We start from the raw sequence: 22,730 nt of genomic DNA on the forward strand, positions 1-22,730 counted from the left end.
ATCATGTCCTTTCTTGAACGCTCACCCGAACCGCGCGCCGCAGCTCGGGCACTGCCGCGCCTGGGGCGCGCACGGATAGCCGCACCAGTGGCACGCCGGCCGCCGCAGATCGCGCCAGGCCAGCGCGGCCAGGCCCGCGAGCGTGGCGAGCAGCAGGCCGGCGACGATCAGGGGGAGCATCTAGGCCCCCTCGAGCGCGTGGCCGTTAGTCGCCGCCTTGCGCCAGCCGCGCAGCGTCGACTCAGGCACCACCAGCAGCGCCGCGATCTCGCGCGAGCTAACCCCCGCATCCCCGAGGCGCCGCGCGAGCGCGCGCAGATCCAGCGTGGCGCTCGCGCGCGCCTCATCCCGCTCCGCGCGTAGCTGCGCGACCACCTGCTCCAGCTCGCGCACCGCCGCGCGATGTTCGCGCGCCCCCTGCTCGGCCTCGCGCTCGCACTGCGCGAGGCGTGCGTGGTGCTGCGCGGTCGCGTGCTGCGCCTCGGTCTGATCCGCGCGGGCCTGCGCGAGATCCGCGCGCGCCTGCGCGAGTTCCGCGCCACCCCGCGCCGCGTCGCGCAGTGCCTCGGTCAGCTCCGCGCGAGACTGCGCGAGTTCTGCGCGGGCCTGCGCGAGCATCGCCCCCAGCGGCGCGAGTTCCGCGCGGGTGGCGCAGCAGCGCGCGCGCGAGCCGGCGGATGAGTGCGCGGCGCTGCGCGGGGTGGCGGCTCGGCGCGGCATGGTCGCTGTGGAGCAGCAGATCCGCCACCAGGTAGGCCACCCAGGCCAGTGGCGCGCCGTGCAAGATCGCGAACATCAGCCACGCCAGCGGGCTCGCGGCATCAAAAGGCCGGGCTGGCGATGGAACCAGCCCGCCAGCGTGTTATAGACAATGCTCGCGATAACCGCACCAATACTGATCGCCGTCGCGCGCCGGCGCTGCGGCGCCGCCAGATCGCGCGTAACCGCCAGGCCAATATAGGTCAGCTCGAAGGCGGCTGCCTGCGCGATTGCCACGGGCCTGGCACAAACAGCGCCGCGAAGCTGTACACGCCGTAGCTGGCAGCCAGCGCCAGCATCGGCAGCGGGAGGCGTGCGAGCACGCCACGCCAGTGGGTCATGGTTGCACCTCATGGCACTGCGGCGACGCCGCGTACATCGCATCATAGTCGCGCCAGTCGCCAAATCCGGTGCACAGGCGCGGCGCGTTCGCCGGCGGCGCCTCCGTGGCGGCCGGGGCTAGGAACGGCCCGGTGTACGTCGCGCCGGCGGGCACCGGCGTGGCGTCGGCCGGAATGACGATATCGCCTTCGGTCGTGTGCGCGGTGTAGCCCTCGGGCGGTGCGGTGGGCGCCGCGGGCGCCGCAATTGGCGCGGCCGTGGGCACGGGCGCCGCGGTGGGCCGCACGGTGGGCAGCGCGGCGGTGGGGGCGGGGGCGGGCGTCGTCGTCGCCACCAGAATAAGGATCTGGCGCTCGTGCACCGCGCGGCCGGCGCGCTCGAGCAGCAGGCCGCCGAGCGCGCCGCCGATGAGCAGGGCAACCGCCAGCACCATCATCGGGTCGAACTGCCGCAGCCAGAGCGCCGCGCGCTGGCGGGTGGTCATGATCAGGCGGGTCGTCTTGCCGATCGCCGCCGAGGGATGGATCATCATTCGTTCTGCTCCTTTATCTGTGTGTGAAAGCCAGCCAGCCAGCCAACCAACCCCGCCGCGTGGCATTCCTAGGCGCTTAGCACCGTGCGAGGCGGGCCGAGCGGGTTGGTTGGTGGGTTGGTTGCATACTCCACCCGCTCATTGTTGCGGCGCGTGGGCCGCCGCGTGATCACGCCGTTGTCGTAGAGATCCTTGGCCTCGGTGCCGATCACCTTCCCATCGATGCCGAGCGCGGCCGCCATCTCGGAATGCGTGAGCCACTGGCCGGCCCGCGCCTCGAGCAGCATCACGATCTGATCTTTGACGGTCGGCTCAGGCAGCTGCGCGGTGGGCGGCACGACGCGGGCCGGCGGCGCGGCCACGCGCTCGGTGGGGGCGATCGGCGCGGAGGGCGGCGCGGCTGGCGCGCCGGCAATCTGGGCGCGCCGCGGCATGTGGGGCGGGGGGCGCGTCCTGCGCCGCGTACGCCGCATCGTCGTCACCGACCAGTGGCACCGTCACTGTCACCGTCCCGTCGGGGCCGGCGTAGAGCGCGCGGCCTTTGTCCAGGCCCTGCACCGCCCGCGCCTGTGCGCTCGATCCGCGCGGGAGCAGAAACTCAACGTTGCCCGGATCCATCCGGTGGATAATGCGGTGCGTGAACGCGCGGCGCAGCGCTGCCCCCAAATCGCCGCCCAGACTGGCCTTGCTCCAGTCGTGCGCGATCAGCACCCCGTGTACGCCGACGCCGGCGTACTCAGCTGCCATGCTCGGCAGGATCGCCAGCACATCGTCCGGCAGCAGCTCGCGCCACACCAGGTTACTAAATTCGTCAATCACCAAAATCACCGGCGTGCGGTCGGGGTCGCCCGCGACGCGCCGCTTGCCGATCTTGTCGGCCAGGCGCACCATCTGCGCGATCTCCTCGGGCGTCACGGCCTGCCGTGCGAGCCGCCCCGAGAGCGGCCGCAGGCGATTGAGCAGGCCATCCGTCTTCTGAATATGCGGATCGCCAATCAGCACATGCCAGCCGCTCAGCACGGCCTGATCAATCAGCAGGCTTGCAGTCACGCTCTTGCCGACGCGCGGCTGGCCGCCGATGCCGATGAAGCCGCACTCGGCCAGCTCGATGTACTGCGGCTGGCCGTCCGCATATCCCACCAGCAGCGAGTTCCCCGATCGGCAGACGTGCCCGATCTGCTGGAGCTGCGCCAGCTGGGGGCCGCTGCCGCTGGTGATCGCCGGCAGCGCCGGCGCGGGCGGCGGGCTGATGCTCAGCAGGTTGCCCAGCAGCTCGGGCGATGCGATCGGGTGCGTCTCATTGTGGTAGTGGGTGAGGGTCGGGCTGACGCCGGCGCGCATGTATTCGACCGCGTAGTGCTGATCGAGCGTGGTATGGGCCAGCTGCTCGGCCAGCTCGGGCACATCGCGCACGTGGATGGGCATGCCGTTTTGCAGGTGGGTCAGCTCGGCCTGCCAGGCGCGTGCGCGCTGCTGCGCGCCGAAGGCGAAGACGATCCGCGCGCCGCCGATGAGTAGCACCACAGTGGTGCTCAGGGCCAGCATGCCAAAGATCGTGGTGTGGTCCGCGATCAGCGCGGCCACGGCCTGGCTGATCGCCCACGCGACGCTGCCAACCACCAGCAGTCCCGCGCCAACGGCGATGCTGATGCCGATCTGTTTGGGGGACATAGCACATCCTTTCGATGGGGCAGGCTGTGCTATACTCGCGCACAGCCCGCGTTGCTACCTCAATGCGGGCCACTGGGGTGCGGCGTGGTTTCAGCACGTCCGCACCCCGCCGTGTGTCTACAGCAGATCGTCCTCGATGCCCATTGCCTGCCGATACTCAGGGCTGTCGCGCTCCTGCGTCCGGGCCTCCTCCTCGTCGAATGGCGGCGGCGGCAGCGTCTTCGCGCCGTTGGCCACTTGGTCGCTCTCTTTTAGCTTGGCGAGCTTGGCCTCCAGCCGCGCGAGCTGCTCAGTATCCGCCGGCCATGGCCGGCCTTTCGCGTAGCGGATGCGCCGCTCGAGGTCGTTGACCTTCACATTGTGGCTGTAGCGCTGCTTTTGCGCCTCGAAACGTGTCAGCAGCTCGGCCAGCGCTGCTGGCGGAATATAGTCGGGCAGCTGCTCGAGCAGCCATTTCAGCGGGTAGGTTTCGGTGATCATCGGCCCTCCTTGCCGATTCGCGCATCGATCCGTTTGCGCAGAGCTGTTGCGAACTTCTTGGCAGCTGGTAGCGTCTTAGCCTGGCCGATCTGATACTCGAGGCGATACGACAGCTCCCCCACAAGCACCCACGCCTCGTGGTTGCGCTGCTGCCAGCCCTCCATCAGCGCCTCGGCGGTCGCGCGCTCTTTGGCCAGCCATGCGCGGTCAGCTTCGGCTTGCGCCAACCGTTCTCGCAGCTGATCGATCTCGTCGGCCTGCTGCGCGATCAGCGGCCGATCGGCAATGGCCAGCGCGATTTCTTCGCTCATGCCGACTTCACTTTCCCGCGCAGATCCTGCTGGGCCTCGCCGATCTGGCGCGCGAGCGACTCGGCTATGTCCACCGCCACGCTGCCGTCGCTGACGAGCTGCTCAAGCTCGTCAGCGAGCGTTTCCAGCTCGGCTGCCGTGATGTCGTCGGCGGTACCGTCGGCGATCCGCAGCCGGCAGGTGGCCAGCTGCACGCGAATCCACCGGATCGGCGCGGCCAGCCGGCGCTCCAGCTCGGCGACGCGCTGCTCTTGCTGGTCGGCGTACGACTCGATCTGGTCGAGGTAGCGCAGCGTGGCGCTCACATCGGCCGAGGCGGGCCGCTGCGGCCGGCGCACGCCGATCGCGGGCTGTACCATATCTGGTACAGCGGTGAGCGCGGCGGCCGGCTGCTGGCGCCGCGCGCGCTCTGCCTCTCGCTCGGCGTGCGACCGCTCCGCATAGACCAGATGTTGCAGCATATCCGGCCAATCGTACTGATCAACACCGCTGCCACGCTCGTTCTTGCAGCTAAACTTGCCATACATGTTCATAGCGAGATTGAGGCCAATCGCCCGCGCGCGGCGCTGCGCGTCGGCGAAGTCGGCCGGCAGCGACACGACCGGCGCCGCCGCTGGCGGCTCGCGCTTGGCCTGCTGGTCTGCATAGCTACGGATCTCCTGAGATCTAATATAGCCTTCCAGTTCGCCGACCGACTTGTGATAGGCGTAGTTGGCCGCACCCTTCGCATTCATCGTGCGATAGCTCCTCGTCTCCTTGTAGACCAGCAGGCCCGTCCGCGTCGCGCGATCGGCTAACTCTTTGGGTAGTGGCCAGGGCAGCTGCTCAGGCACTGGCGCCTTCGGCTGGCCACGCTGCTCAGGCGCGGGGGCGGCCGTGTTATCGAGCGCCCGATCGATTGTGGCAAATGCCCGCGCGTGCAGCGCCGTATCGCGGATCTCGCGGGCGTGGCTGTACGCCTCTTGGATCTGCGCCGGCCGTGCGCTGTCGGCCCACTGGTCGAGCGTGGCGATGATCTTCTCGATCGCCTGCAGATGCTGCGCGTCGGCCTGCGCGAGCTGCTCAGCCTTGCGCGCATCGACGGCGGCCTGCACCTGGCCAGCGGTCGGCGTCGCGCCACCTGCGGCCGTGCTTGCGACCTGCCAGGCCTGCCGCTGCTGCTCGGGGGTGTCGAGCTGGCCCAGCGGCCGCAGCGTGCGCTCGGGCACCTCCGAGTTGCCCACGGGCAACTCCAAGAGCCGCTCGATCTTCGCCGCGTTGAGCAAGCGCGAGACATAGCTCTTGCTGTACTGCTCGCCCAGCTCGGCAAATTCGAGCGCGCGCTGGCGAAAGCTGCCGAGTGAGATCTCGGCCTGGCCGAGATCCTGGCGCATGGCGTCGAGCGTCTCGCGCGCCTCGGCCGCATCCATCATCGCCACGCCAACCGCCACCGGCGCGGCCGGCGCGAGCGCGGCTGTCGCGAGCAGCGCCACGATCCGCTCGCGGCGTAGCCGGATCTGCTCGACGCGCGCGAGCGCCGCATCGTGCCAGCCGATCAGGTGATGCCAGCGGCCGTCGGGCGTGAAGGTGGCCGTCTGCCAGGTGTAGCGCGCCGCGACGAGCTGCGCGTGCAGCGCGTCGTCGAGGTCGGTGGCCTGCCGATCGCGCGTGACAACCAGGCCGCGCTTGATCGCGGCCGGCGAGAGCGCTGCTGGCTTGGCACGTGTGACCGTGCGGAATTGATGACATTGCGCGCACAACGCAAGGCCTGGCGTGCTGAGATCCTCGATCCGCTGCGGCTCTTCGTGCTGCATCGCCATTCCACAGGCGCTCACAAAGCGAATCTTGGCGCTTCTGCTGGGATCTGAGCGCCACGTGTGGGCCAGCGTCTTCGAGGTATTGTTGCGGTGGAAACCGTAAAACCAGGGGCCAACCAGCTCGGGGAACTTCGCCGGTGCGGCCGGCTGGGGCGCCTGCAGGGCCGCGTAGCGCCCATCGCCAAGCGCGGCCTGGTAGGTGCCCAGCTCGCGCAGTAGCTTCTGCCAGGCTTCGTAGGCGGTTTGTGCGTCCTGCTGGCGCGTCTCGATCATCCGCCAGTGATCATCGCTTGGGCAGACGAAGTGATCGCGCTGGTGCGTGGTCGACCAGGGCTTACCGTCGCGCACCGTATTGAGCATTTTGGGCGTGTGCGCACTGATCTCACTGCGGGAGATACGCGGCACGGGGTTGCCGATAAAGTAATGCGTATCCGTGCTGTCGGGATCGTCGACGCTGATCACCGTCGGGCTGAGTGGGTTCGGCGCGGTCTTGACGCCGCCGGCCTCGGCCAGCCGCGTGGCGTAGCTGCCAAGCCGGCGCAGCTCGCCGGCGAAGCGATCGATCGCCAGCTGGAGATCCGCGCGGGCGCGCTCGATGCGCTGCCAGGCCGCCTCGTCCGGCACACACCAGACGTGATACTGCTGCTTCGTGACGCCGGATTTCCCTTTAATTGGCTTTACGTCGCCGATCGTGCCGAACTCCAGTGCCACCGTCGTCGGGGTGTGATACTTGGTTTGGAGCCGCTCGATCGGCGCGAGCTTCCAGGGGTGGCTCTGATCGGCCACGTAGAGCACGTGCGGCACAATCGGCGGGGTGTGATTACTCATGGGCGGTCTCTTTCTTGACAATGCCCTGGGCCGCTGCGCAGGCCGGGCAGAACGTTTGGAGCTGGTAGCAGCCGTCGGTCTGCTCGGCCACGCGCCCGATCGTCGCCACATTCGTACAGCGACGCAGCGCAGCGACGCGCTGCGAGCAGCGCAGCGGCGGGCTCAGCGTGACAATCACGACTGCACCAGCGGGCCGGCCTGTAATTGCCGGATGCGCCAGCGGGCGAGCGCGGCCAGCGTGATATAGGCGGCAACCAGGTCGAGCGGCAGATCGGCCAGCACGGCGCGGCGCTCGCAAAGTGCCACAACCTGGTCCAGGTGCAAGGAGTGATTGGCGTTCTGGCGGTACAGCGTACGTGCGACCGCATAGTCCTCGTGCGCAGCATCATCGATCGGAATAGTGGCGAGCCGCTCGGCCACGATGGCGGTGTGCAGCGCGGCATAGGGTGGTTCGGCAATGCTCATTGCGTCTCCTCAGAGAGGTAGATATTCTTGCCGGTGCATCGGGGGGGGGGGCAGGCCACGCCCAGCGCGGCACACGCGGCGAGCACATCAGTATCGGTCGTCAGCACCGCCAGGCCGCACAAGCGCGCGGCGGCGGCCACGTCGCGCGCGGTGTCGAACAGCAGCTGTCCGTCACACAACGCGCCGCGCACCCGCGCGACGCGGTAGCCGCCCGTCAGCCCCGGCCCCACGTCGAGATACACACGCGGTGTGCTCGTGTTGAAGGTCATTGCGGCCTCCGTCGGCGCTGATCATCGCCCTCGACCAGTACCACCTCGCCGCGCGTCATTTGCAGCAGGCGCGACAGCGTGGCATCGTTGATCGTGGCCTGCTCGTACAGCTCCTCGGGCGTGCGATTGCTCGTGAGGATCGTCCAGCGGCGGCGCAGCCAGCGGCGGTTGATCACGTCGTACCACAGCTTTTCGATGCCGTTGGTGTCGTCGCCCGCGCGCGGCGGCAGTTGCCCCATATCGTCGAACGCAGTCAGCCAGGCCAGATCACCCGGCAGCGCGGCCAGCTGCTCGCGGTCTTTCAGCGGGGCTGACCAGGCATGCGAGATATAGCTGGCTTCTTCGACAAACACCGAAAGCCGCCCCCAGCCGCGCGCCCGGTTCACCGCGCCGGCTGCGAGGTGTGTTTTGCCGGTGCCTTTGCCAGGGAAATACAGGTACAGCGCGACGGGCGGCCCGCGGTGATAGTCGCCCTCGGCACTGGCGCGAATCTTCTCCAGCCAGTCGCACACGAGCCCATGCGGGTTTTCGTGCCCGAACCGCACACGCAACAAATCGGGGTTGTAGGTCTCCAATTTCAGATGTGCGATGCGCGCCAGCCCCGGATCGCCCAGCGCCCGCTCGGCGTCGGCCTGGCGCGTCTCCGCATCCCGGCGCGCCGTTGCCGCATCACGCGCAAACCATGCCATGCGCAACTTCTCGCACAAGCGCCACACGTAGTACGGCTCGCCCTTGCGTCCGTCGGGGATCGTCACCACATCCAAAACCTCCCCGCAGCACGGGCACTCGGTCTGCTCATCCGGACCGGTCGGGCGCGGCATCGGCGGTTTACCAATCGCGCCGCGCGGGGGTGATGCGGGCGGCAATGGCAGCGGGGTCGTAGACGGGGAGCTGCCGGCGGGCTGGAGGGCGGGCGGCAGATCGTCGGGCGTGATGCGTCGAAACAGCGACTTGTCGGGCTGCATGGGGCGTCTCCTCAGGCACGGTTACGCGCTGGCCGTTCGCCCAGCGCTTCGCAGTCAGATAGAAGGGCAGGCGAACACTGGGCAGTGTGGTGGCACGCTGTACATCCTGCTCAAATTCCGCCAACGTGCCAAGATTCTGCGCGACGATCCGGCGCGCAAGCGCGGCATTCATTCCCGGTTCAGCCAGCAGCCGTGCAAGCAATTGCGACCCGCGCGCCTCCTCCTCCTGATCTGACTCCTGATCTAGATCATGATCTACCATGCAGTCGTTTTTTACACGCTTTCGAATCGCTGCGGCTTCGAGCGCAGTGGAATGCGGTGCGCTCGTTTCGTGGGGCTGATCGATCAGCCCTGATCGATCAGGGGAAGGGGGCTGATCGATCAGCCCTGATCGATCAGAGGAAGAGGGCTGATCGATCAGGGGTGAGACATCAATCTGGTAGCGGTTTTTGTAGGCGACACGGGTGATCTCGCCAGCCGCCTCCAGGCGCTGCATGAGCTGGCAGATGCGACTGGCGGCGACGCCCACGAGCTGTGCCAGTGCGCGATGCCCGATGCTGATCCGTGTGCGTGCGTGCTCGTGCGCGAGCTGTCGGAGCGTGTCACGCAACCGATCCACCGCAAATGGCGCGGGAATCGTCGCTTGCGTTTTTGGAGATGTCGTGTACACTGTGCTCACCTCTAGGGATACAGGGGCACGGAACCCGATCGCATATGCTCGGCAGGGAGCGCGGTCGGGTTTCGTGCGTTCGGTGTTACGGCCGCGCCAGGGCGGCCTGCTGGGTCATAATTTGGCGGGCGATATACTGCGCCGTCGCAATCGCCGCACGGCGCGCGGGCGGCGGCAGGGCGGTATCAGCCGCGCGGTCTTCCGCCTGGCGCAGCTGGGTGTAGAGCGTTTCGAGCCAGAGGGCCACAAGCTCGGGGGGCATGCTAGGCCGCCCGCGGCAGCTTGGCCGCGCAGTCGAGACACCAGTCGCGCGAGGGGTGTTTGGTGAACGCATCGCGGCCGCACTTCGGGCACCGCCAGCGCGCCGGCTCGTGCTCGTATTCGTGCGCAGTGCCCGGGGGGAGCTCCAGCGGCGGCGCAGCTGGCCCCTGGTGGGCCCGCCGCCGCTTGTCGTTGGGGCTGGCGTGCATGGCGACAGCGAGGTCGAAGGGCGCCACCGGCTCGGCCACGCGCGCGGCCAGCACGGGCGGCGGCTGCGTCTCATAGTCGCGGAGCGTGATGTGATGCCGGCGCCACACATGCTGAGCGACCGCCGGCCGGGGTAGCTGGCTCCGCATATCGAGCAGGGCAGCAGATCGGGCGCGGGTACGGGCGGTGGGATGCGCCCCACCGCCCGATCTGTGTCCATCCCCGTGGCCGATGCGGCCACGGCGGGCGGCACGCGGGTTGCGTCGGCCAGCTGCTGCTGCAAGTGCACAATCAGCGCATCGCGGTCGCTGATCATCTGCGCTTGCTCCAGGAGTTGCCGCTCGGCCGCAATCACGCGGGCCAGGGTCGATGTGGCCCACGCCCGCCACGGGCCGAGCAGGCGCGGCGCGCTGCCGTCGTGCGGTACGCGCCACACGGCATCCAGGCGCACATAGTCGGCGCCGTCGAAGCTGCCGAGCGCGTCGTGCTCGAGGAGCAGTTGATGCACATCAAGGTCGGGGGGCATTGCGGGCCTCCATCCAGTGTGTGGCACAGTAGGCCAAGCCGTTCTGGCGCGCGGTCGCAGGCTGCCGACAGCTGGGCGACTCGCAGCACCAGGGGTCGCTGTGCGCGGCATCGGTGGTGCGGAACGCCGCGCGGTATTCCGCCGGCGTGATGGCGCCGGATTGCAGCTGGCGCTGTAATTCGCGGTGCGCTTCAATCGGATCGGTGATACAATACATGGCGCGTCTCCTCGGTGACTGGCTCAGCCGCGCGAACGACTGAGCCGGGCGTCAATGTCGAACATTCTCCCGGTATCCCTCACTTTCTCGCAGTGTGACCGGCACTCCGCGCATCTAGTGCGATCCCTGTCAGATCGCCGCAGATGCGCGCCGTGTCGCGTTGTGTACGAATTCGTGTACCAGCTCCGTTCACCAGCGGGGTACACACGAAGGATGTACCCACTGGAGAAGGACAGCGATTATGGAGACCCGACCGCAAACCCACACCCCAACGGCCCCCACGACGTTGGCAACCGCCCCCACCATCGCCAGCACGCTCGACTCATTCGTAGCCGCGTTGGCGGGCCGCAAGTACAGCGCGAACACCATCGACACCTACCGGCGCTGCATGGTGGCGTTCGCCGCGCATCTCGGCAGCGAGTCAACGCTCGATCAGATCACACACCTGAGCATCCTGGGGTACCAGGCCGGCCTGCGCCACTGTGAGGCGGCAACGATTAGCAAGGCGTTGTCGGCCATCCGCGCGTATTGCCGCTGGTGCGTGCGCGCCAAGCTGCGCGCCGACGATCCCAGCCTGGATCTGGTGTGGCCCAAGCGGCAGCAGCCCCTGCCGCGCCACCTGTCCAGCGGGGAGCTGCGCGAGCTGGAGGCGCTGCTCGCGCGGCCCTTGCCTGTGCTCGACAAGAAAGCCCGCTGGATGCTACAGCGCGACCGGCGGGCGGTGCTGCTGATGCTCTACGCCGGCCTGCGACTCAGCGAGGCAGCGGCGCTGCTGTGGGGGGACGTGGATTTTGGAGCTGGCACGCTGGCCGTGCACAAAGGCAAGGGCGGGAAGTCGCGCCTGGTGCCGTTGCACGCGCGGGTCCGCGCGGCGCTGGAGCTGGTGCCCGAGGCCGCGCGCGTCGGGCGCGTGGCCGGCGGCAGCCAGGGGCGGCGCGTGGCCGGGAAAACGCTGGCAAAAATGTTTGAGGCTGGCGGATGGGTGCGCGAGGGTGGACTGACGATCTCGGCGCATATGCTGCGCCACACCTTTGCGGTCACACTGCTGCGCAATGGGGCCGATCTGCGCAGTATTCAGCTCCTGCTCGGCCATGCCTCATTGGCAACCACGCAAATGTATCTCGCGCTGGATTTACGCGACAAGCAAAAGGCGATTGCACTGCTGCCGGATTCGTTTATTGGGCAGTAGAAGGGGCGTAGACGGGATGGGAGGCGGGACATCATCCCGTCTCCCGCTCCATAAGTACAGGGGTGGGGGGGGGGGGGCTCTTCGAGCCACACCCCTGTACGTTTCTACAAGCCTACGAGCCACCTTCCCAGGCGATCGGGCTGACGTCGTCGTGGCGCAGGGTGCGGCTGCCTACACGGTCAACGCGCATGATCAGGCGGCAGGCCGGGTCGGGGCAGGTCACGCGCGCGTCGGTCTCCATCCAGTCGGCGGGGTGGTTGCGGCGCTGCTTGGCGGGCAGCAGCGGGATGGCGGCCTGCAGCGCGTAGAGGCAGAATTCACGGCCTTCCGGCAGCGAAAGCTTGCCGCCGCGCACGAAGAAGCTATCGCCCACGCTCATTGCGCAGGTGCAGTGGCCTTCGATCGCCTCGACCACCACCTGAAGATCGTATAGCTCAAACTCGTCGTCGCGTCTCACGTGTGCTCTCCAGCCCCGGCTACGGCTAGCCTCCTAGCGCGGCCCGCAGCATCGGCAGCACTTCCTCACCCAGCAGGCGCAGCCCCGCCTCGGCGCTGAGCCCGTGTGGCGTGCCAAACTCCACGCGTCCGCAGCCGGCCTGGAACAGCGCCAGCGCCTGCTCGGCCACCTGCGCGGGCGTGCCAGCAAACGCCATCCGCGCCAGCAGAGCGTCGGAGATATCGCGCGCAGCGCGCTCGAAGTCGTACTCGGCGGCCGCGTGGGCGACCCGCGCCAGCAGCTCGGGATCGAGAGCCAGCGTCGGGTCGAGCGGCGCGACCACCGGCAGGTACAGCGCTACCTCGCGGCGTGCCTGCGCGCGCGCCGCAGCGCCATCGCGATCGACCACAGTGACCGCCCCCGCGCACAGGCTGATCGCATGCGCCGGGCGCCCGGCCGCGAGCGCCGCGTCGGCGATCGCCGGGAGCATATGCGCGATCAGCGCCGGGTTGGCGGTGCCGCCTATCTTCACCTCGGAAACCATGCCCGCGCAGGCTCGAATGGCCGCGCCACCCCAGCTGCCCAGCAACAGCGGAATGTCGGCGCGCGGCACATCCCAGCGCAGCGCGTCGCCGCCAGCCAGCTGGAACACCTCGCCGTGAAACGGCTCTTTCGAGCGGGCCAGCAGGTGGCGCACACACGCGAAAGCCTCGCGCAGCGCCGCCACCGGCCGCTCGGGCGCGAGGCCGACAAAGCCGAGCCAGGCGCCGCGCGCCAGCCCCAAGTAGGCCCGGCCAGCCGAGGCCTCGTCGAGCAGCGCGATATTGCCGGCGATATTGATCGGGTGGCAGGTGAACGGGTTCACCGCAGCCGGCCCGAGCCGCACCCGCCGGGTGGCGCGCGCGATCTCCAGCAGCGGCAGCCACGCCGGCTGGTAGAGCATGTCGTTGTAGACGCTCACGCCGTCGAAGCCGTAGCGCTCGGCTGCGGCGGCCATTGGGCCATACGCGCCGATCGGGTGGTTCGTCTGAAAGGCGACAGAGACCGAGTGAGGCACGGCATTAGCGCTTTCGGAACACAAAAATGTACTCGTGCTTGAAGATGTAGAAGCCGCCAACCAGCGCGCGATACTTCCACAGCTCGCGCTGGCTGCGCTTGCCAGCCGTCTGCTCGAAGTTCTTCACGATAATGCTCTTAAGCGAGAAATCGCGCTTGAGCACCTCATTCATGGCCTGGAATCCCAGCGGGATCCACTCACAGCGAGCGTATTTGTCGCCGATCACCAGCGCCAGATAGCGGCCAGAGTCGAGCACCGCGCCAACCCGATCGACCAGCGCGCCGAGCATGGCCTGAAACGCCTCGACAGAGTCGGCATTGGATAGGTCGCGCGGGTCGTCGCTGAACCTGATGATATCGTAGTAGGGGGGGTGGAGGATCACCAGCTGAGCCGATTCCCGGCCCTGCTGGCGCAGCAGCGCGCGGTAATCGGTTGCGAGGCTATCGCCAGTAGCAACCGCGCCGACCACCTGGTGCTCGTTCGGCTCGGTGTCGAGCAGGGCGCGGGCGCGCTCGGCCACGGCGGGCTGCAGCTCGACGCCCAGGCAATTGCGGCCGAGCCGGCGCGCCTCGATCAGCGTGGTGCCCGAGCCGGCGAACGGGTCGATCACCCAGTCGCCGGGGCGAGTGTAGCGCCGCATCATCTGGTGGGGAATCTGCGGGATGAAATTGCCCCAGTAGCCGGCGTTGTGAGCGCCCGATCCATCGCGGCGGTTCACCAGCCACAGGCTATCGGTGTAGATATCTTCGTACTCTTTCCAGCGATTGAGGTTGATGTCGTTGATCGCGCCGGTGCGCACCTCGCTGATGCTCTTGATCAGCCGGCCAACATAGTAGCGTGCGCGCTCGGCGGTGTAGGCCGCGCGAATCTGGTCGAGCTCGCCAGCCAAGAACTCGGGCGCGAAGCATACGCTGTCGGCGCCAGCGCCGGCGTGCAGGTACGCGTCGCCATCGGCGATCTGGCGTTTCAGCTCGGCCACGCCGCGCCGGATCTCGGGCAGGGCCGCGAGGCTGGCGACGGCACGCAGCGCATCGAGCAGCCGGGCGCGGTCGAGCGAAATCGGTTCGGGCTGGCCTACAAACGCTTCGTCGTCGGCCAGCGCCGCGCGCGCAAGTAACTCGTGCATGACGATTCCCTTGTTGTAATCGCGATGCACGTATCATACCGAAAAACTCATGCAATGGCAAGTAGGAATCATGGCTTGTGGCTGCCATGATTCCTGCTTATCCACATGGGCATGTGTAAGCCTAGCCGCGCCGGAGGGTGAAGATCGTCGCTTCGGGCTGGCACAGCAGCCGCAGCGGCGCGCCACCGAGCCCGCGCGACACATACAGCTGCAGCGCGCCGACGTGGTGGTGGCCGATCACATAGCGCACGCCGAAGCGCGGGTGGGTGTAGGCGCCCAGGCCCGGCAGGCGCAGGTGACCGCCGTGCGAGTGGCCCGAAAGCTGGAATGCAAACCCGTGATCGGCCGCGTCGTCGGCCAGATCGGGAGCGTGGGCGAGCAGCACGCCGAACGCGCCCTCGGGCATACCGGCGCGCGCCGCCGCAAAATCCGGCCGCCCGTCGAACGCATCGTCGACGCCCGCCAGCCAGAACTCGGCGCCGCGCCAGGACATGCGCAGCCCCTGGTTGATCAGCAGCGGGATGCCGGCCAGCGCCAGCGCCGCACGGACGTCGGCAAGGCCCTCCCAGTAATCGTGGTTGCCAGGCACGGCGTACACGCCCAGCGGCGCGCGCAGCGGACGCAGCAGCGGCGTGATGCTCGGGATGGCGGCCTTGTGCCCGGCAAGGTCGCCGGTCAGCGCGATCAGGTCGGGCTGCTCGCGGCGCATCTGCTCGACCGCCCAGGCCAAATTGCGCTCGGTATAGCGCAGCCCCAGGTGCGTATCGGCGATCTGGCCGATCCGCAAGCCGTCGAGCGCGGCCGGCAGCTGCGGGAAGCGCAGCTCGCGGCGCTCAAGCAGCGGGTGCGAGGGCTCGTAGCGCGACGCATAGGCCAGCCCAGCGCCGCCCAGCGCCCCCAGGGCAGCAGCGCCGGGCCAGCCAAGCGCGCGCAAGCCAAGCAGGCCCAGGCCCGCTGCCAGCGCACCGGCGCCATACCAGCCAGGCGTATTGATCAGGCGGGCCGGATCGAGCGGGTTACGCTTCGGGCGGTGGGTCGGCAGAGAAATCAGGCCAGCCAGCATGCCAGACGGATCGAACTCGCCGGCCGGAAAATCGTCGGCGCTGATCAGATCGGGCGCCGGCGATACGCGCTGCGAAGAGAGTGTCGATGTCATTTCCCAGGCTCCTTGCCGCAAGCAGAAACGGGCTAGTGCGGTGCGGCTAACCGAACCTAGTATAGTATAGCGAGATGACAAAGAAATGAGCGAAATGGCATACAAGCGCGAACAAACCAACATTTTCGCGCGTAACGACAGGCGGTTGGCCCATCGCTACGCGCGAGAGTCGGGCAGATAGTATACGAACTCCGTTCGAGCCTTTTTGGTAAGCCCTGCCCAGTGAAGCCGCGCAGGGCTTACCAAAAAGAAATTCGGGGCGGCTTTGCCGCCCCGAACCCCACCATACAGCAAGTGATTAGCCGGTGTAGTATTAGGTGGCCGGCGTTTCTGCCTACGGCAGAGCTGCCGGCGCGCTAACGCACCGAGCCGCGGCGCACCAGGTTGACGATGCCTAGCAGCACCACCGCGCCGATAAACGACACAATCAGCGCGCTCAGGCTGAAATCGCTGTTGTTGATATTCGAGCTGCCCCCGCCGAGCAGGTTGAACAGAAAGCCGCCAAGAAACGCGCCGACGATGCCGACGACGATGTTCAGCAGGGCGCCCTGCTGCGCGTCGGTGCGCATCACAATGCTTGCCAGCCAGCCGACGAGCGCGCCAAACAGCAGCCACAGGATGAAGTTGATCATGGTGTTCCTCTCCTTGATACGTGGTATGAAGCCTATTCCAAACGTTCGCACGATGGTAGCGTTGGGCCGTTACGCAGCTCCAATCGCTTTTGATAGAGTCATATGCAAGCGACGTGCCATGGTTCGCCGCTTGCCCCGGCGGCGGCATACACAGCGGCGCGCGCCGCCAGGCACGCCTCAGCGGCCCACGAGCCGGGCATCATTCGCCAGCCTGGGCAGTGTGCTATACTGCTCACGCGAAGCTCTCAGAACGGGCAACAGACTATGAGCGATACCAATCGGCCGCGCCGGCCAGGCGAGCCTGCGTATGGCGCCGGCGAGCGGCCACGGCCAGCAGCGCCAGCCCCGGAGCGCCGGCGCGTGCCGCCGGCCGGCGACGCCTATACCGGCGACACGGTTGTGATGCCGCGGCGCGAGGGCGGCCAGCCGCCCGGCCTGCGGCCAGCTCGGCGGCGCGCGCCGGGCAAGATCATCGTGCGCGTGCTGCTGGCGCTGGTAGTGCTGGCGCTGGCGGCCGCGCTAATCTTCTACCTGCGGCTACGCGCCGTGAGCAGCCAGATCGTGGTGCGCGACGTCCGGCCAAACGCGCCAGTGGTGGCACCGCTGCTCGGCGGTATGAACGTGCTGATCGTCGGCGTTGACGAGCGGCCCGACCACCCTGAGGAAGGCGTGCGCAGCGACACGCTGATTGTCGCGCACCTCGACGCAAACGGCCGCTGGGCTAGCCTGCTCTCGATCCCGCGCGACAGCCGCGTGAATGTGCGCGGCATAGGCGAAACCAAAATCAATGCCGCGTATGGCCAGGGCTACGCCGCCGCCGAGGCGCTGTACGGCTCGGGAACCACGCCGCAGGAGGGCGGAATGGCGCTGGCGGCGCAGACCGCCGAGCAGCTCTTGCAGCTGCGCCAGCGCGGCCAGACGATCGGCGCAGTCGCTCAGATCAACTTCGACGGCTTCGCCAAGCTGATCGACGCGCTCGGCGGCGTCACGATCGACGTGCCAAACGCGATTGTCGACGATGCATACCCCACGCCCGATTTCGGGATCATGCGGGTGGAGTTTCAGCCAGGCGTGCAGGAGATGAATGGCGAGCGCGCGTTGATCTACGCCCGCACCCGCCACGCCGACAGCGACTTCGGGCGGGCCGAGCGCCAGCAGCAGGTGCTACGCGCGATCGCCGCCAAGCTGCGCGCGCGCGGCGCGCTGGGCCAGCTGCTGTTCGCGCCAACCCTGCTGAGCAGCCTTGAGGGCGCGGTGAAGACCACGCTGCCGATCGCGCGGCTCGACGTGCTGGCGGGCCTGGGGTGGGTCGGCAGCGGCATTCGCCCCGACGAGATCGGGCAGACGCGGCTCAGCCCCGAGTCGGCGCCGAACTACCGCGAAGAAGGCTCGGATCTAATCTGGGACCCGAACGATGTGCAGAAGGTCGTCGACGCGTTTCTGACGCGCCCGAGTGAGGCAGCCGAGGCGGCCACGGTGCAGGTGCTCAACGGCACCGAAGCGCCTGGCCTAGCCGGCCGTAAGTCGCTCGAGATCGAGAAGGCCGGCTTCACCATGGCGCCGGCCGGCAACGCGCCCAGCAGCGACGTGCCGAAGACGATTGTGTACGACGTGACGGGCAAGCCGCGCACCAGCCAGCGGCTGGCCCAGCTGCTCAAGGCCGAGCTGCGCCAGGGCGCGCCCGAGGGCGCGGCTGCCGGCGCCGACATTGTGGTGGTGCTAGGGGCCGACGCAGCGCGCTAGCGGCGCTGGGGCGCTAGCGCATGGCGTTAAGCTGGCGCCTCAGCTCGGCGATCTGGGCGTTTTTCGCATCGATCTGCTGCTGCACCTTCTGGCGATCGCGGTCGTTCGACTGGATGCGCCGCAGATCTTCGAGCTTGTATACATCGCTCTGGGTAAGGTCGATCTCTTCCTCGAGCACGCTCAGCGTCAGCTCGGCGATCTGGCCGTCCAGCGCCTGGCTGGCCGGCTGATCCGCGCGCTGCCGCAGCTCTTCCAGCCGCTCTTTGCGCAGCACCAGCAGCTGCCTGCGCTGGTCGGCATATTCCCTCTCGGTCTCCTCAAGCAAGATCAGCTCGCCAACGCCGGCCTGCAATTTGGCTTTCTTGTCCTGCAGGATCGCGCGCTTGCTGCGCGTGGCCGCCAGCTGACGATTCAGCTCGTTCAGCCGGTCGTCGTAGCGCGCGCCTTCGGCTGCGCCGCCCCCGGCGTTGATGTTGATCGGCGAGTTCCCAAACTGGTTGTTGTTGCCGATCGACACGCTGATGCCGCCCTGGGCGGGCTGCGGCGTGCCCGGCTGGCCAGGCGTGGGCGCTGTGGCGGCAGCCGGCGCGAACAGGCGCGCGTCGGGGGCGCGGGTGTAAACGGTGGGAATGCCCCAGTCGGGGTTACGCAGCCCCGACGCGAACATGACCTCGCGCCGCCCACGCACTACACAGGCGTCGATCGGCTCGCCGTCGACCAGCGCCTGATAGAATTCGTCAGCAAACGGCCGGGTAGCCTCTTGTGGCGCCTTAAACTGCATGGCGATCACCGCGCCGATGTTTGCCAGCATCAGCGCGGGCGCGATGCTGCGGTACGGCTGGGTGGTGAGCTGCGCGCTATTACACGCCTCCAGCACAATCAGGCGCAGCATGCTGTCGCTGAGGATGATGCCCAGCTCGCGCGCGCCGATCGCGTCGGGCACTCCGCCAGCGTCTTCAAACACCAGCTGCCCGCTGGTGCCATCGCGGTTGAGCTTGCCATGGCCGATGAAATGCCAGATATGAAAGCCCTGGCGCAGCAGCTGGTTGAAGCGGCGGCGCGTCAGGTGCTCTTCGACGTGCAGCTGCACCACGCCGGCCTGCTCGGCGCTCGCCACGGTCGCGCGCAGCTCGGCAAGCTGGCTGGCCGGGTCGAATTTCGGCTCGGTGATGGCGGTAGTCACCAGGATCTTGAGCGGGCGCGGCGTGTCGAGCACGGGCGGGTTGCTGAAGCGCGGCAGGTAGCGCACGATCGGCGTATCGAGCAGCACCAGCGGCTGATGCTCCTCGTCGCACAGAAACTCCCACGGCAGCGCCGCCAGCGCCGTCTGCGCCGGCTCGATGCTGAGCCGCAGCCGCAGCCCTTGGTCGGGGCGCAGCTTGCTGCGCGCGGTGATATACGCGTCGCGCACCTGGCCCTGGAAGAGCGCGCCGAACAGCCGACGGCCAAGCTCCGTCAACATATCTTCGTCGGTCTGAAAGTTCTGCAGCTGGTCGACGAGCTGCTGGAAGGCCGGGTCGCCGGAGGGCGAAACAAATACCCCGCGCGCGTCGCCGCCTACCAGGTCGCAGCGCACTATCACATTCGCGCGCGCACTATCGAGATCGATAAATTCAATTTTGAATGGCACGTATTCTTTCGCCATGTGTTTCCCCATCTACGCTGGCCAGTTCGTTTCAGGTGCATGGTACAGGGATCTCGCGGCTTTGTGAAGCGGTATTTTTACTGTGCGCCACCATCGGCGCGCGTGCTTGCATACACATCCGGCGCGCAATCGGAATGAGCCGCCGGCTCATGCTAGCGCGCGCTGGGGGTAAAGATATCGCCCGGCAGCAGGGTGTAGTCGGCCTGGAATGGCCACAGCACCACGCCACTGGCCTGCGCGTCGCGCGCCGTCTGCAGGCCCAGCTGCAGATCGCGCGCCAGCTCGGCCGAGCCGCGCTTGGCGCCTGCGCCGGTGGGGAAGCCCAGCTCGCTCACCAGCATCGGCTTAGCCAGGCCGAGGGCGCGCAGCTCGTCGAGCGCGCGGCGCAGGTCGGCCGGGAAGCCCTGGCCGTAGTACCAGTGCGCGGCGTAGCGCCCGCTGTCGTAGGGGTCGTCGTCGTAGTAGTGGAACGAAAACACGTCCACCACGTCGGCCAGGCGCAGGTCGGCGCGCTCGGGCCGGAAGTAGTTCTTGCCAAACCCCAGGCTCACCGTCGTCAGGCGCACCGGGTCGAGGCGCTTGACCTCGTCGTGGATGGCTTTGATGAAGTGCAGCCGCTCGTTCGCCAGCGGGAAGCAGAGCGGAAAGTCGGCGTTGTCCCAATCCCAGCAGCGCTGATCGACCGGCCCGCCCAGGTCGATCTCGTTGAACAGATCCCAGGCCAGCAGGCCGGGCTTGCCAGCCAGGTGCTGTACGACAGGGCGGACATGCAGATCGAGCGCGGTGGCGTAATCGTTGGGGTGAAAGCGATCCTGCGGATATTTGGCGAGCAGCACCGGCAGCACGTAGATGCCGCGCTTGCCGGCCTCGGCGATCAGCTCATCGAGGTGCGCCAGCGGCTGGGCCATGCTGTAGTTCGGGTCGGCCGCGCGCGCGCCACCAAACACGTAGTAGTTCAGAAAGACGCGCACGGTATTGACGCCCAGGGCGCGCAGGTGCTCGAAGTCGGCGGCGATCGGCGCGAGCTCCCATGGGCAGTTGCCGTCGGCGCCAAACTGCAGCGCCGAGCACTTGGCCAGGTCGGCATTGGTGGGATGAATATAGTTGACGCCGCGCACCTCAAGCACAGCCCGGCCGGCGAGCAGCTGCTCGCCGCGCGCGGCCACGGCCGGCAGGCCCTCGCTTGCTGCTGGCGCGGGTGCGCCGCAGGCGGCGGCGAAGCACAGCAGCATGCACAGCAGCGCGCAGGCGATCAGGTGTTTCATGCGCAGTTCGACTCAGCCGATCTTTTCGCGCATATACGCCAGCACCTGCGGGTCGATCGCGCTGCGGCTGATCAGGCGCTCCTCGAGGTTCTCGACCCCGCCGTAGCGCTCGAGCGCGGCGTGGGTTGCGTCGTCGTAGCCGCCGCCGACGGGGCCGGTGTAGTAGCCGGCGCGCGCCAGCAGCGCCTGGATCTCGCCGGCGAGCGCGGCGTCAATTGGCAGCAGCTCCTCGGGGCGCGGCGGGGTGAGGTAGAAGCGGTGCAGCCGCAGCAGCCGGCCAAGCTCGCCCACTGGGGCGGGGTGGTCGTCGACGCGCAGGTCGATGTAGCGGTCGAGCAGGCCGCCATACGAGCCGCCGGCGCGGGCCACATACAGCGCGGCGCTCTGGCGCCCGCGGCGGTCGCCGCCGGCCGCGTCGCCGGCCGCCAGCGCGGCCAGCAGCCGGTCGGCAAGCTCGCCCTCGGCGGCGCCAAACGCCGCGACGATCGCGTCGACCACGTGAGGGCCAGCGAGGATATTGCCCTGAGCGGCGAAGCCCGCACCCACAACATGGCCGGCCCAGTCCATGCAGGCGGCGCCGGTATGCGCTGCGGCGTGGCCGCGCGCGTCCACCAAGCCAGCCTGGCGATGCTCACGATCGGCGTCGTCGGCCAGCAGCGCGGCGAGCGCCGCATCGGCGGGTTGGCCCGCAGCCAGCAGCGCCAGCCCACGCGGGCCATAGCTAATATTGGCCATCGCCTGGGTAGCCACAGCGCCGGCGCCGGCCTGCGCCCACGGCACCACCGATCCAACCGACAGGAACTTCGACGCGACCGCCACCCCCAGGTCGCCGTTGCGCGGGTCGTGCGCGGCGATCGAGAACGTGGCGACAATGGGTGTTTTCATGAGCGGGCCTTTTCGATTATCGCGGGTGCTACTGAGCCAGCGGCTACTCGGCCGCGCGGATCTCAAGGTTATCGAACAGCGCTTCCGAAGCAGTATCTTTGGCGATCACCAGCAGCCCATAGCGCGCGGCGTCGGGCGCGCTGGTAGCCACGACATCGGCCAGCTGCTGGCCGTTCACGAACACCTGCAGCGCATCGCCACGCACGCGCACCACCAGGCGGTTGCTTGCGTCGGCGCCGGCATTGATCGCCTCGCTCTGGCCGCCGGCAAGCGCATTCAGCGCGCCGCCACGCTGCTGCTCGACACGGTAGCTCGTCTGGCTGGGGTTGAGCACCACGCTGAGGTAGTTGTTCGCGTCGAGGAAGCGCAGCAGCAAGCCGCCCTCGCCGCTGAGCACCTGCATATCGACGCCAATGCTCACGTCGGATGCTGGCGCAACGCGGTAGCTCCAGATCGCGCCGCTGCCGGCATCGCCCTGCACGCGGTAGCGGCCGCCCTGGTAGCCCACCTGCCAGCTTGGGCCGCTCAGCGTCGCCCAGCCGGATTCGTTGAAGCCATCGGCCAGCAGAACCTGCCCAGCCGGAGCCGTGGGCGGCGCGGTAGGCTCCGGCGCGCTGGTCGGCGCGGCCGTGGGCGGCGCGGTCGGCTCCGGCGCGCTGGTCGGCGCGGCCGTGGCGAGCGCGGCGGCTGGCGCGGCCGTGCTCGCCGGCAGCCGCGAGGCGAGCGTACTGCGGCCAAACCCGATCGCCCAGGCCGCCAGAGCCACCAGCACGATACCGCCAGTGATCGTGCCAGCGATCACCAGCGGGCGGAAGCGCCGGGGCGGGCGCTCCTCGCGATGGTTCAGCTGGGCCTCGATCTGGGCCAGGAGCTCGGCGCTATTGCGGTAGAACGGGTTGATCTGCTGGAGCTGGCGCAGCGCGCCAATCGCCTGGAGCTGCCGGCCGGCGCCCAGGTGCGAGATCGCCTGATCGTACAGCTCGGCCTGGTAATCGCGCTGCTGCGGCGGCGTGCTTGGGCGGGGCGGGCGCGCGCCGCGCTCGGCCGGCTGCCCACGGTTATAGGCATTCCGCGCCGCGAAATCGCTCAGAATGGCGTAGGCCTCGGTCAGGCGCTGGCTACGTTCACTGGCATACGCCTGATCGTCGGGTGGTGCATTGACGAAGCGATCGGGGTGAAATTTCGAAATTTCTCGCCGGTAGGCGCGTTTGATCTCGTCGAACGATGCCGAGCGTGATACACCAAGCAGTTCGTAGTAGTCCAGGTGTTCAAAATCGGACACAGTTGCCCCGCCGGG

At 68.2% G+C, this 22,730-nt stretch carries 26 protein-coding genes; 2 read left to right on the forward strand and 24 right to left on the reverse strand.

Features of this window, described 5'->3' with window-relative positions; translation table 11 throughout:
• Positions 1-21: 21 nt before the first annotated feature.
• The 15 genes from U0177_RS21425 to U0177_RS21495 form a co-directional block, all read right to left on the reverse strand.
• On the reverse strand, positions 22-180 hold the full coding sequence (locus U0177_RS21425) for a hypothetical protein (RefSeq protein WP_409572706.1): 159 nt from the start codon (positions 178-180) through the stop codon (positions 22-24).
• Positions 181-720: a hypothetical protein gene (locus U0177_RS21430; RefSeq protein WP_409572707.1), complete on the reverse strand. Its 540-nt coding sequence runs from the start codon at positions 718-720 to the stop codon at positions 181-183.
• A gap of 242 nt (positions 721-962) precedes the next feature.
• Positions 963-1,100, reverse strand: a complete 138-nt coding sequence (locus U0177_RS21435; protein ID WP_409572708.1) for a hypothetical protein — start codon at positions 1,098-1,100, stop codon at positions 963-965.
• Positions 1,097-1,633, reverse strand: coding sequence for a hypothetical protein (locus tag U0177_RS21440; RefSeq protein ID WP_409572709.1), 537 nt, complete (start codon positions 1,631-1,633; stop codon positions 1,097-1,099). The genes U0177_RS21435 and U0177_RS21440 overlap by 4 nt, the downstream gene beginning before the upstream one ends.
• Before the next feature lie 68 nt (positions 1,634-1,701).
• A complete protein-coding gene (locus U0177_RS21445; protein WP_409572710.1) occupies positions 1,702-1,995 on the reverse strand; it encodes a hypothetical protein in 294 nt (97 codons plus the stop codon).
• Positions 1,946-3,304: a hypothetical protein gene (locus U0177_RS21450; RefSeq protein ID WP_409572711.1), complete on the reverse strand. Its 1,359-nt coding sequence runs from the start codon at positions 3,302-3,304 to the stop codon at positions 1,946-1,948. The genes U0177_RS21445 and U0177_RS21450 overlap by 50 nt, the downstream gene beginning before the upstream one ends.
• A gap of 117 nt (positions 3,305-3,421) precedes the next feature.
• Entirely contained in the window at positions 3,422-3,784 is a 363-nt protein-coding gene (locus U0177_RS21455; RefSeq protein WP_409572712.1) for a hypothetical protein, read from the reverse strand.
• Positions 3,781-4,095: a hypothetical protein gene (locus tag U0177_RS21460; RefSeq protein WP_409572713.1), complete on the reverse strand. Its 315-nt coding sequence runs from the start codon at positions 4,093-4,095 to the stop codon at positions 3,781-3,783. The genes U0177_RS21455 and U0177_RS21460 overlap by 4 nt, the downstream gene beginning before the upstream one ends.
• Positions 4,092-6,719, reverse strand: a complete 2,628-nt coding sequence (locus tag U0177_RS21465; protein WP_409572714.1) for a hypothetical protein — start codon at positions 6,717-6,719, stop codon at positions 4,092-4,094. The genes U0177_RS21460 and U0177_RS21465 overlap by 4 nt, the downstream gene beginning before the upstream one ends.
• Positions 6,712-6,897, reverse strand: coding sequence for a hypothetical protein (locus U0177_RS21470; RefSeq protein ID WP_409572715.1), 186 nt, complete (start codon positions 6,895-6,897; stop codon positions 6,712-6,714). The genes U0177_RS21465 and U0177_RS21470 overlap by 8 nt, the downstream gene beginning before the upstream one ends.
• Positions 6,894-7,184 carry a hypothetical protein gene (locus U0177_RS21475; RefSeq protein WP_409572716.1) on the reverse strand — a complete coding sequence of 97 codons (291 nt, stop codon included), beginning with the start codon at positions 7,182-7,184 and terminating at the stop codon, positions 6,894-6,896. The genes U0177_RS21470 and U0177_RS21475 overlap by 4 nt, the downstream gene beginning before the upstream one ends.
• Complete coding sequence (locus tag U0177_RS21480; RefSeq protein ID WP_409572717.1) at positions 7,181-7,453, reverse strand: hypothetical protein; 273 nt, start codon at positions 7,451-7,453, stop codon at positions 7,181-7,183. Before U0177_RS21480 ends, U0177_RS21475 begins: the two co-directional genes overlap by 4 nt.
• The gene (locus U0177_RS21485; RefSeq protein WP_409572718.1) at positions 7,450-8,418 is read right to left on the reverse strand and encodes a hypothetical protein; all 969 of its coding nucleotides are present in this window, start codon (positions 8,416-8,418) and stop codon (positions 7,450-7,452) included. Before U0177_RS21485 ends, U0177_RS21480 begins: the two co-directional genes overlap by 4 nt.
• 755 nt (positions 8,419-9,173) lie before the next feature.
• A complete protein-coding gene (locus U0177_RS21490) occupies positions 9,174-9,350 on the reverse strand; it encodes a hypothetical protein (RefSeq protein ID WP_409572719.1) in 177 nt (58 codons plus the stop codon).
• 715 nt (positions 9,351-10,065) lie between these two features.
• Positions 10,066-10,299, reverse strand: coding sequence for a hypothetical protein (locus U0177_RS21495; RefSeq protein WP_409572720.1), 234 nt, complete (start codon positions 10,297-10,299; stop codon positions 10,066-10,068).
• Positions 10,300-10,540: 241 nt separating this feature from the next.
• Here U0177_RS21495 and U0177_RS21500 point away from each other — a divergent pair, with 241 nt between their 5' ends.
• Positions 10,541-11,488 carry a tyrosine-type recombinase/integrase gene (locus tag U0177_RS21500; protein ID WP_409572721.1) on the forward strand — a complete coding sequence of 316 codons (948 nt, stop codon included), beginning with the start codon at positions 10,541-10,543 and terminating at the stop codon, positions 11,486-11,488.
• A 112-nt stretch (positions 11,489-11,600) separates the two neighbouring features.
• Here the strand turns inward: U0177_RS21500 and U0177_RS21505 are convergent, their stop codons facing one another.
• The 5 genes from U0177_RS21505 to U0177_RS21525 form a co-directional block, all read right to left on the reverse strand.
• Entirely contained in the window at positions 11,601-11,945 is a 345-nt protein-coding gene (locus U0177_RS21505) for a TIGR04076 family protein (protein WP_409572722.1), read from the reverse strand.
• A 25-nt stretch (positions 11,946-11,970) separates the two neighbouring features.
• Positions 11,971-12,981, reverse strand: coding sequence for an LLM class flavin-dependent oxidoreductase (locus tag U0177_RS21510; protein WP_409572723.1), 1,011 nt, complete (start codon positions 12,979-12,981; stop codon positions 11,971-11,973).
• A gap of 4 nt (positions 12,982-12,985) precedes the next feature.
• Positions 12,986-14,107, reverse strand: a complete 1,122-nt coding sequence (locus U0177_RS21515) for a DNA methyltransferase (RefSeq protein WP_409572724.1) — start codon at positions 14,105-14,107, stop codon at positions 12,986-12,988.
• A 121-nt stretch (positions 14,108-14,228) separates the two neighbouring features.
• Complete coding sequence (locus tag U0177_RS21520) at positions 14,229-15,263, reverse strand: metallophosphoesterase (protein WP_409572725.1); 1,035 nt, start codon at positions 15,261-15,263, stop codon at positions 14,229-14,231.
• 356 nt (positions 15,264-15,619) lie between these two features.
• Entirely contained in the window at positions 15,620-15,892 is a 273-nt protein-coding gene (locus U0177_RS21525; RefSeq protein ID WP_409572766.1) for a GlsB/YeaQ/YmgE family stress response membrane protein, read from the reverse strand.
• Positions 15,893-16,159: 267 nt separating this feature from the next.
• On the opposite strand from U0177_RS21525, the gene U0177_RS21530 reads away from it, so the two are divergent.
• The gene (locus U0177_RS21530) at positions 16,160-17,638 is read left to right on the forward strand and encodes an LCP family protein (RefSeq protein WP_409572726.1); all 1,479 of its coding nucleotides are present in this window, start codon (positions 16,160-16,162) and stop codon (positions 17,636-17,638) included.
• A gap of 13 nt (positions 17,639-17,651) precedes the next feature.
• On the opposite strand, the gene U0177_RS21535 is transcribed toward U0177_RS21530, so the two are convergent.
• The 4 genes from U0177_RS21535 to U0177_RS21550 all read right to left on the reverse strand — a co-directional run bounded on the left by U0177_RS21535 (position 17,652) and on the right by U0177_RS21550 (position 22,715).
• Positions 17,652-19,283: a CHAT domain-containing protein gene (locus U0177_RS21535; RefSeq protein WP_409572727.1), complete on the reverse strand. Its 1,632-nt coding sequence runs from the start codon at positions 19,281-19,283 to the stop codon at positions 17,652-17,654.
• A gap of 152 nt (positions 19,284-19,435) precedes the next feature.
• Positions 19,436-20,548: a cellulase family glycosylhydrolase gene (locus U0177_RS21540; protein ID WP_409572728.1), complete on the reverse strand. Its 1,113-nt coding sequence runs from the start codon at positions 20,546-20,548 to the stop codon at positions 19,436-19,438.
• A 12-nt stretch (positions 20,549-20,560) separates the two neighbouring features.
• Positions 20,561-21,433 carry a DUF1028 domain-containing protein gene (locus tag U0177_RS21545; RefSeq protein ID WP_409572729.1) on the reverse strand — a complete coding sequence of 291 codons (873 nt, stop codon included), beginning with the start codon at positions 21,431-21,433 and terminating at the stop codon, positions 20,561-20,563.
• Between the two features lie 43 nt (positions 21,434-21,476).
• Positions 21,477-22,715 carry a DnaJ domain-containing protein gene (locus tag U0177_RS21550; protein WP_409572730.1) on the reverse strand — a complete coding sequence of 413 codons (1,239 nt, stop codon included), beginning with the start codon at positions 22,713-22,715 and terminating at the stop codon, positions 21,477-21,479.
• Positions 22,716-22,730: the final 15 nt, after the last annotated feature.

The organism is Kouleothrix sp., from assembly GCF_046328425.1.
GTDB lineage: Bacteria > Chloroflexota > Chloroflexia > Chloroflexales > Roseiflexaceae > Kouleothrix.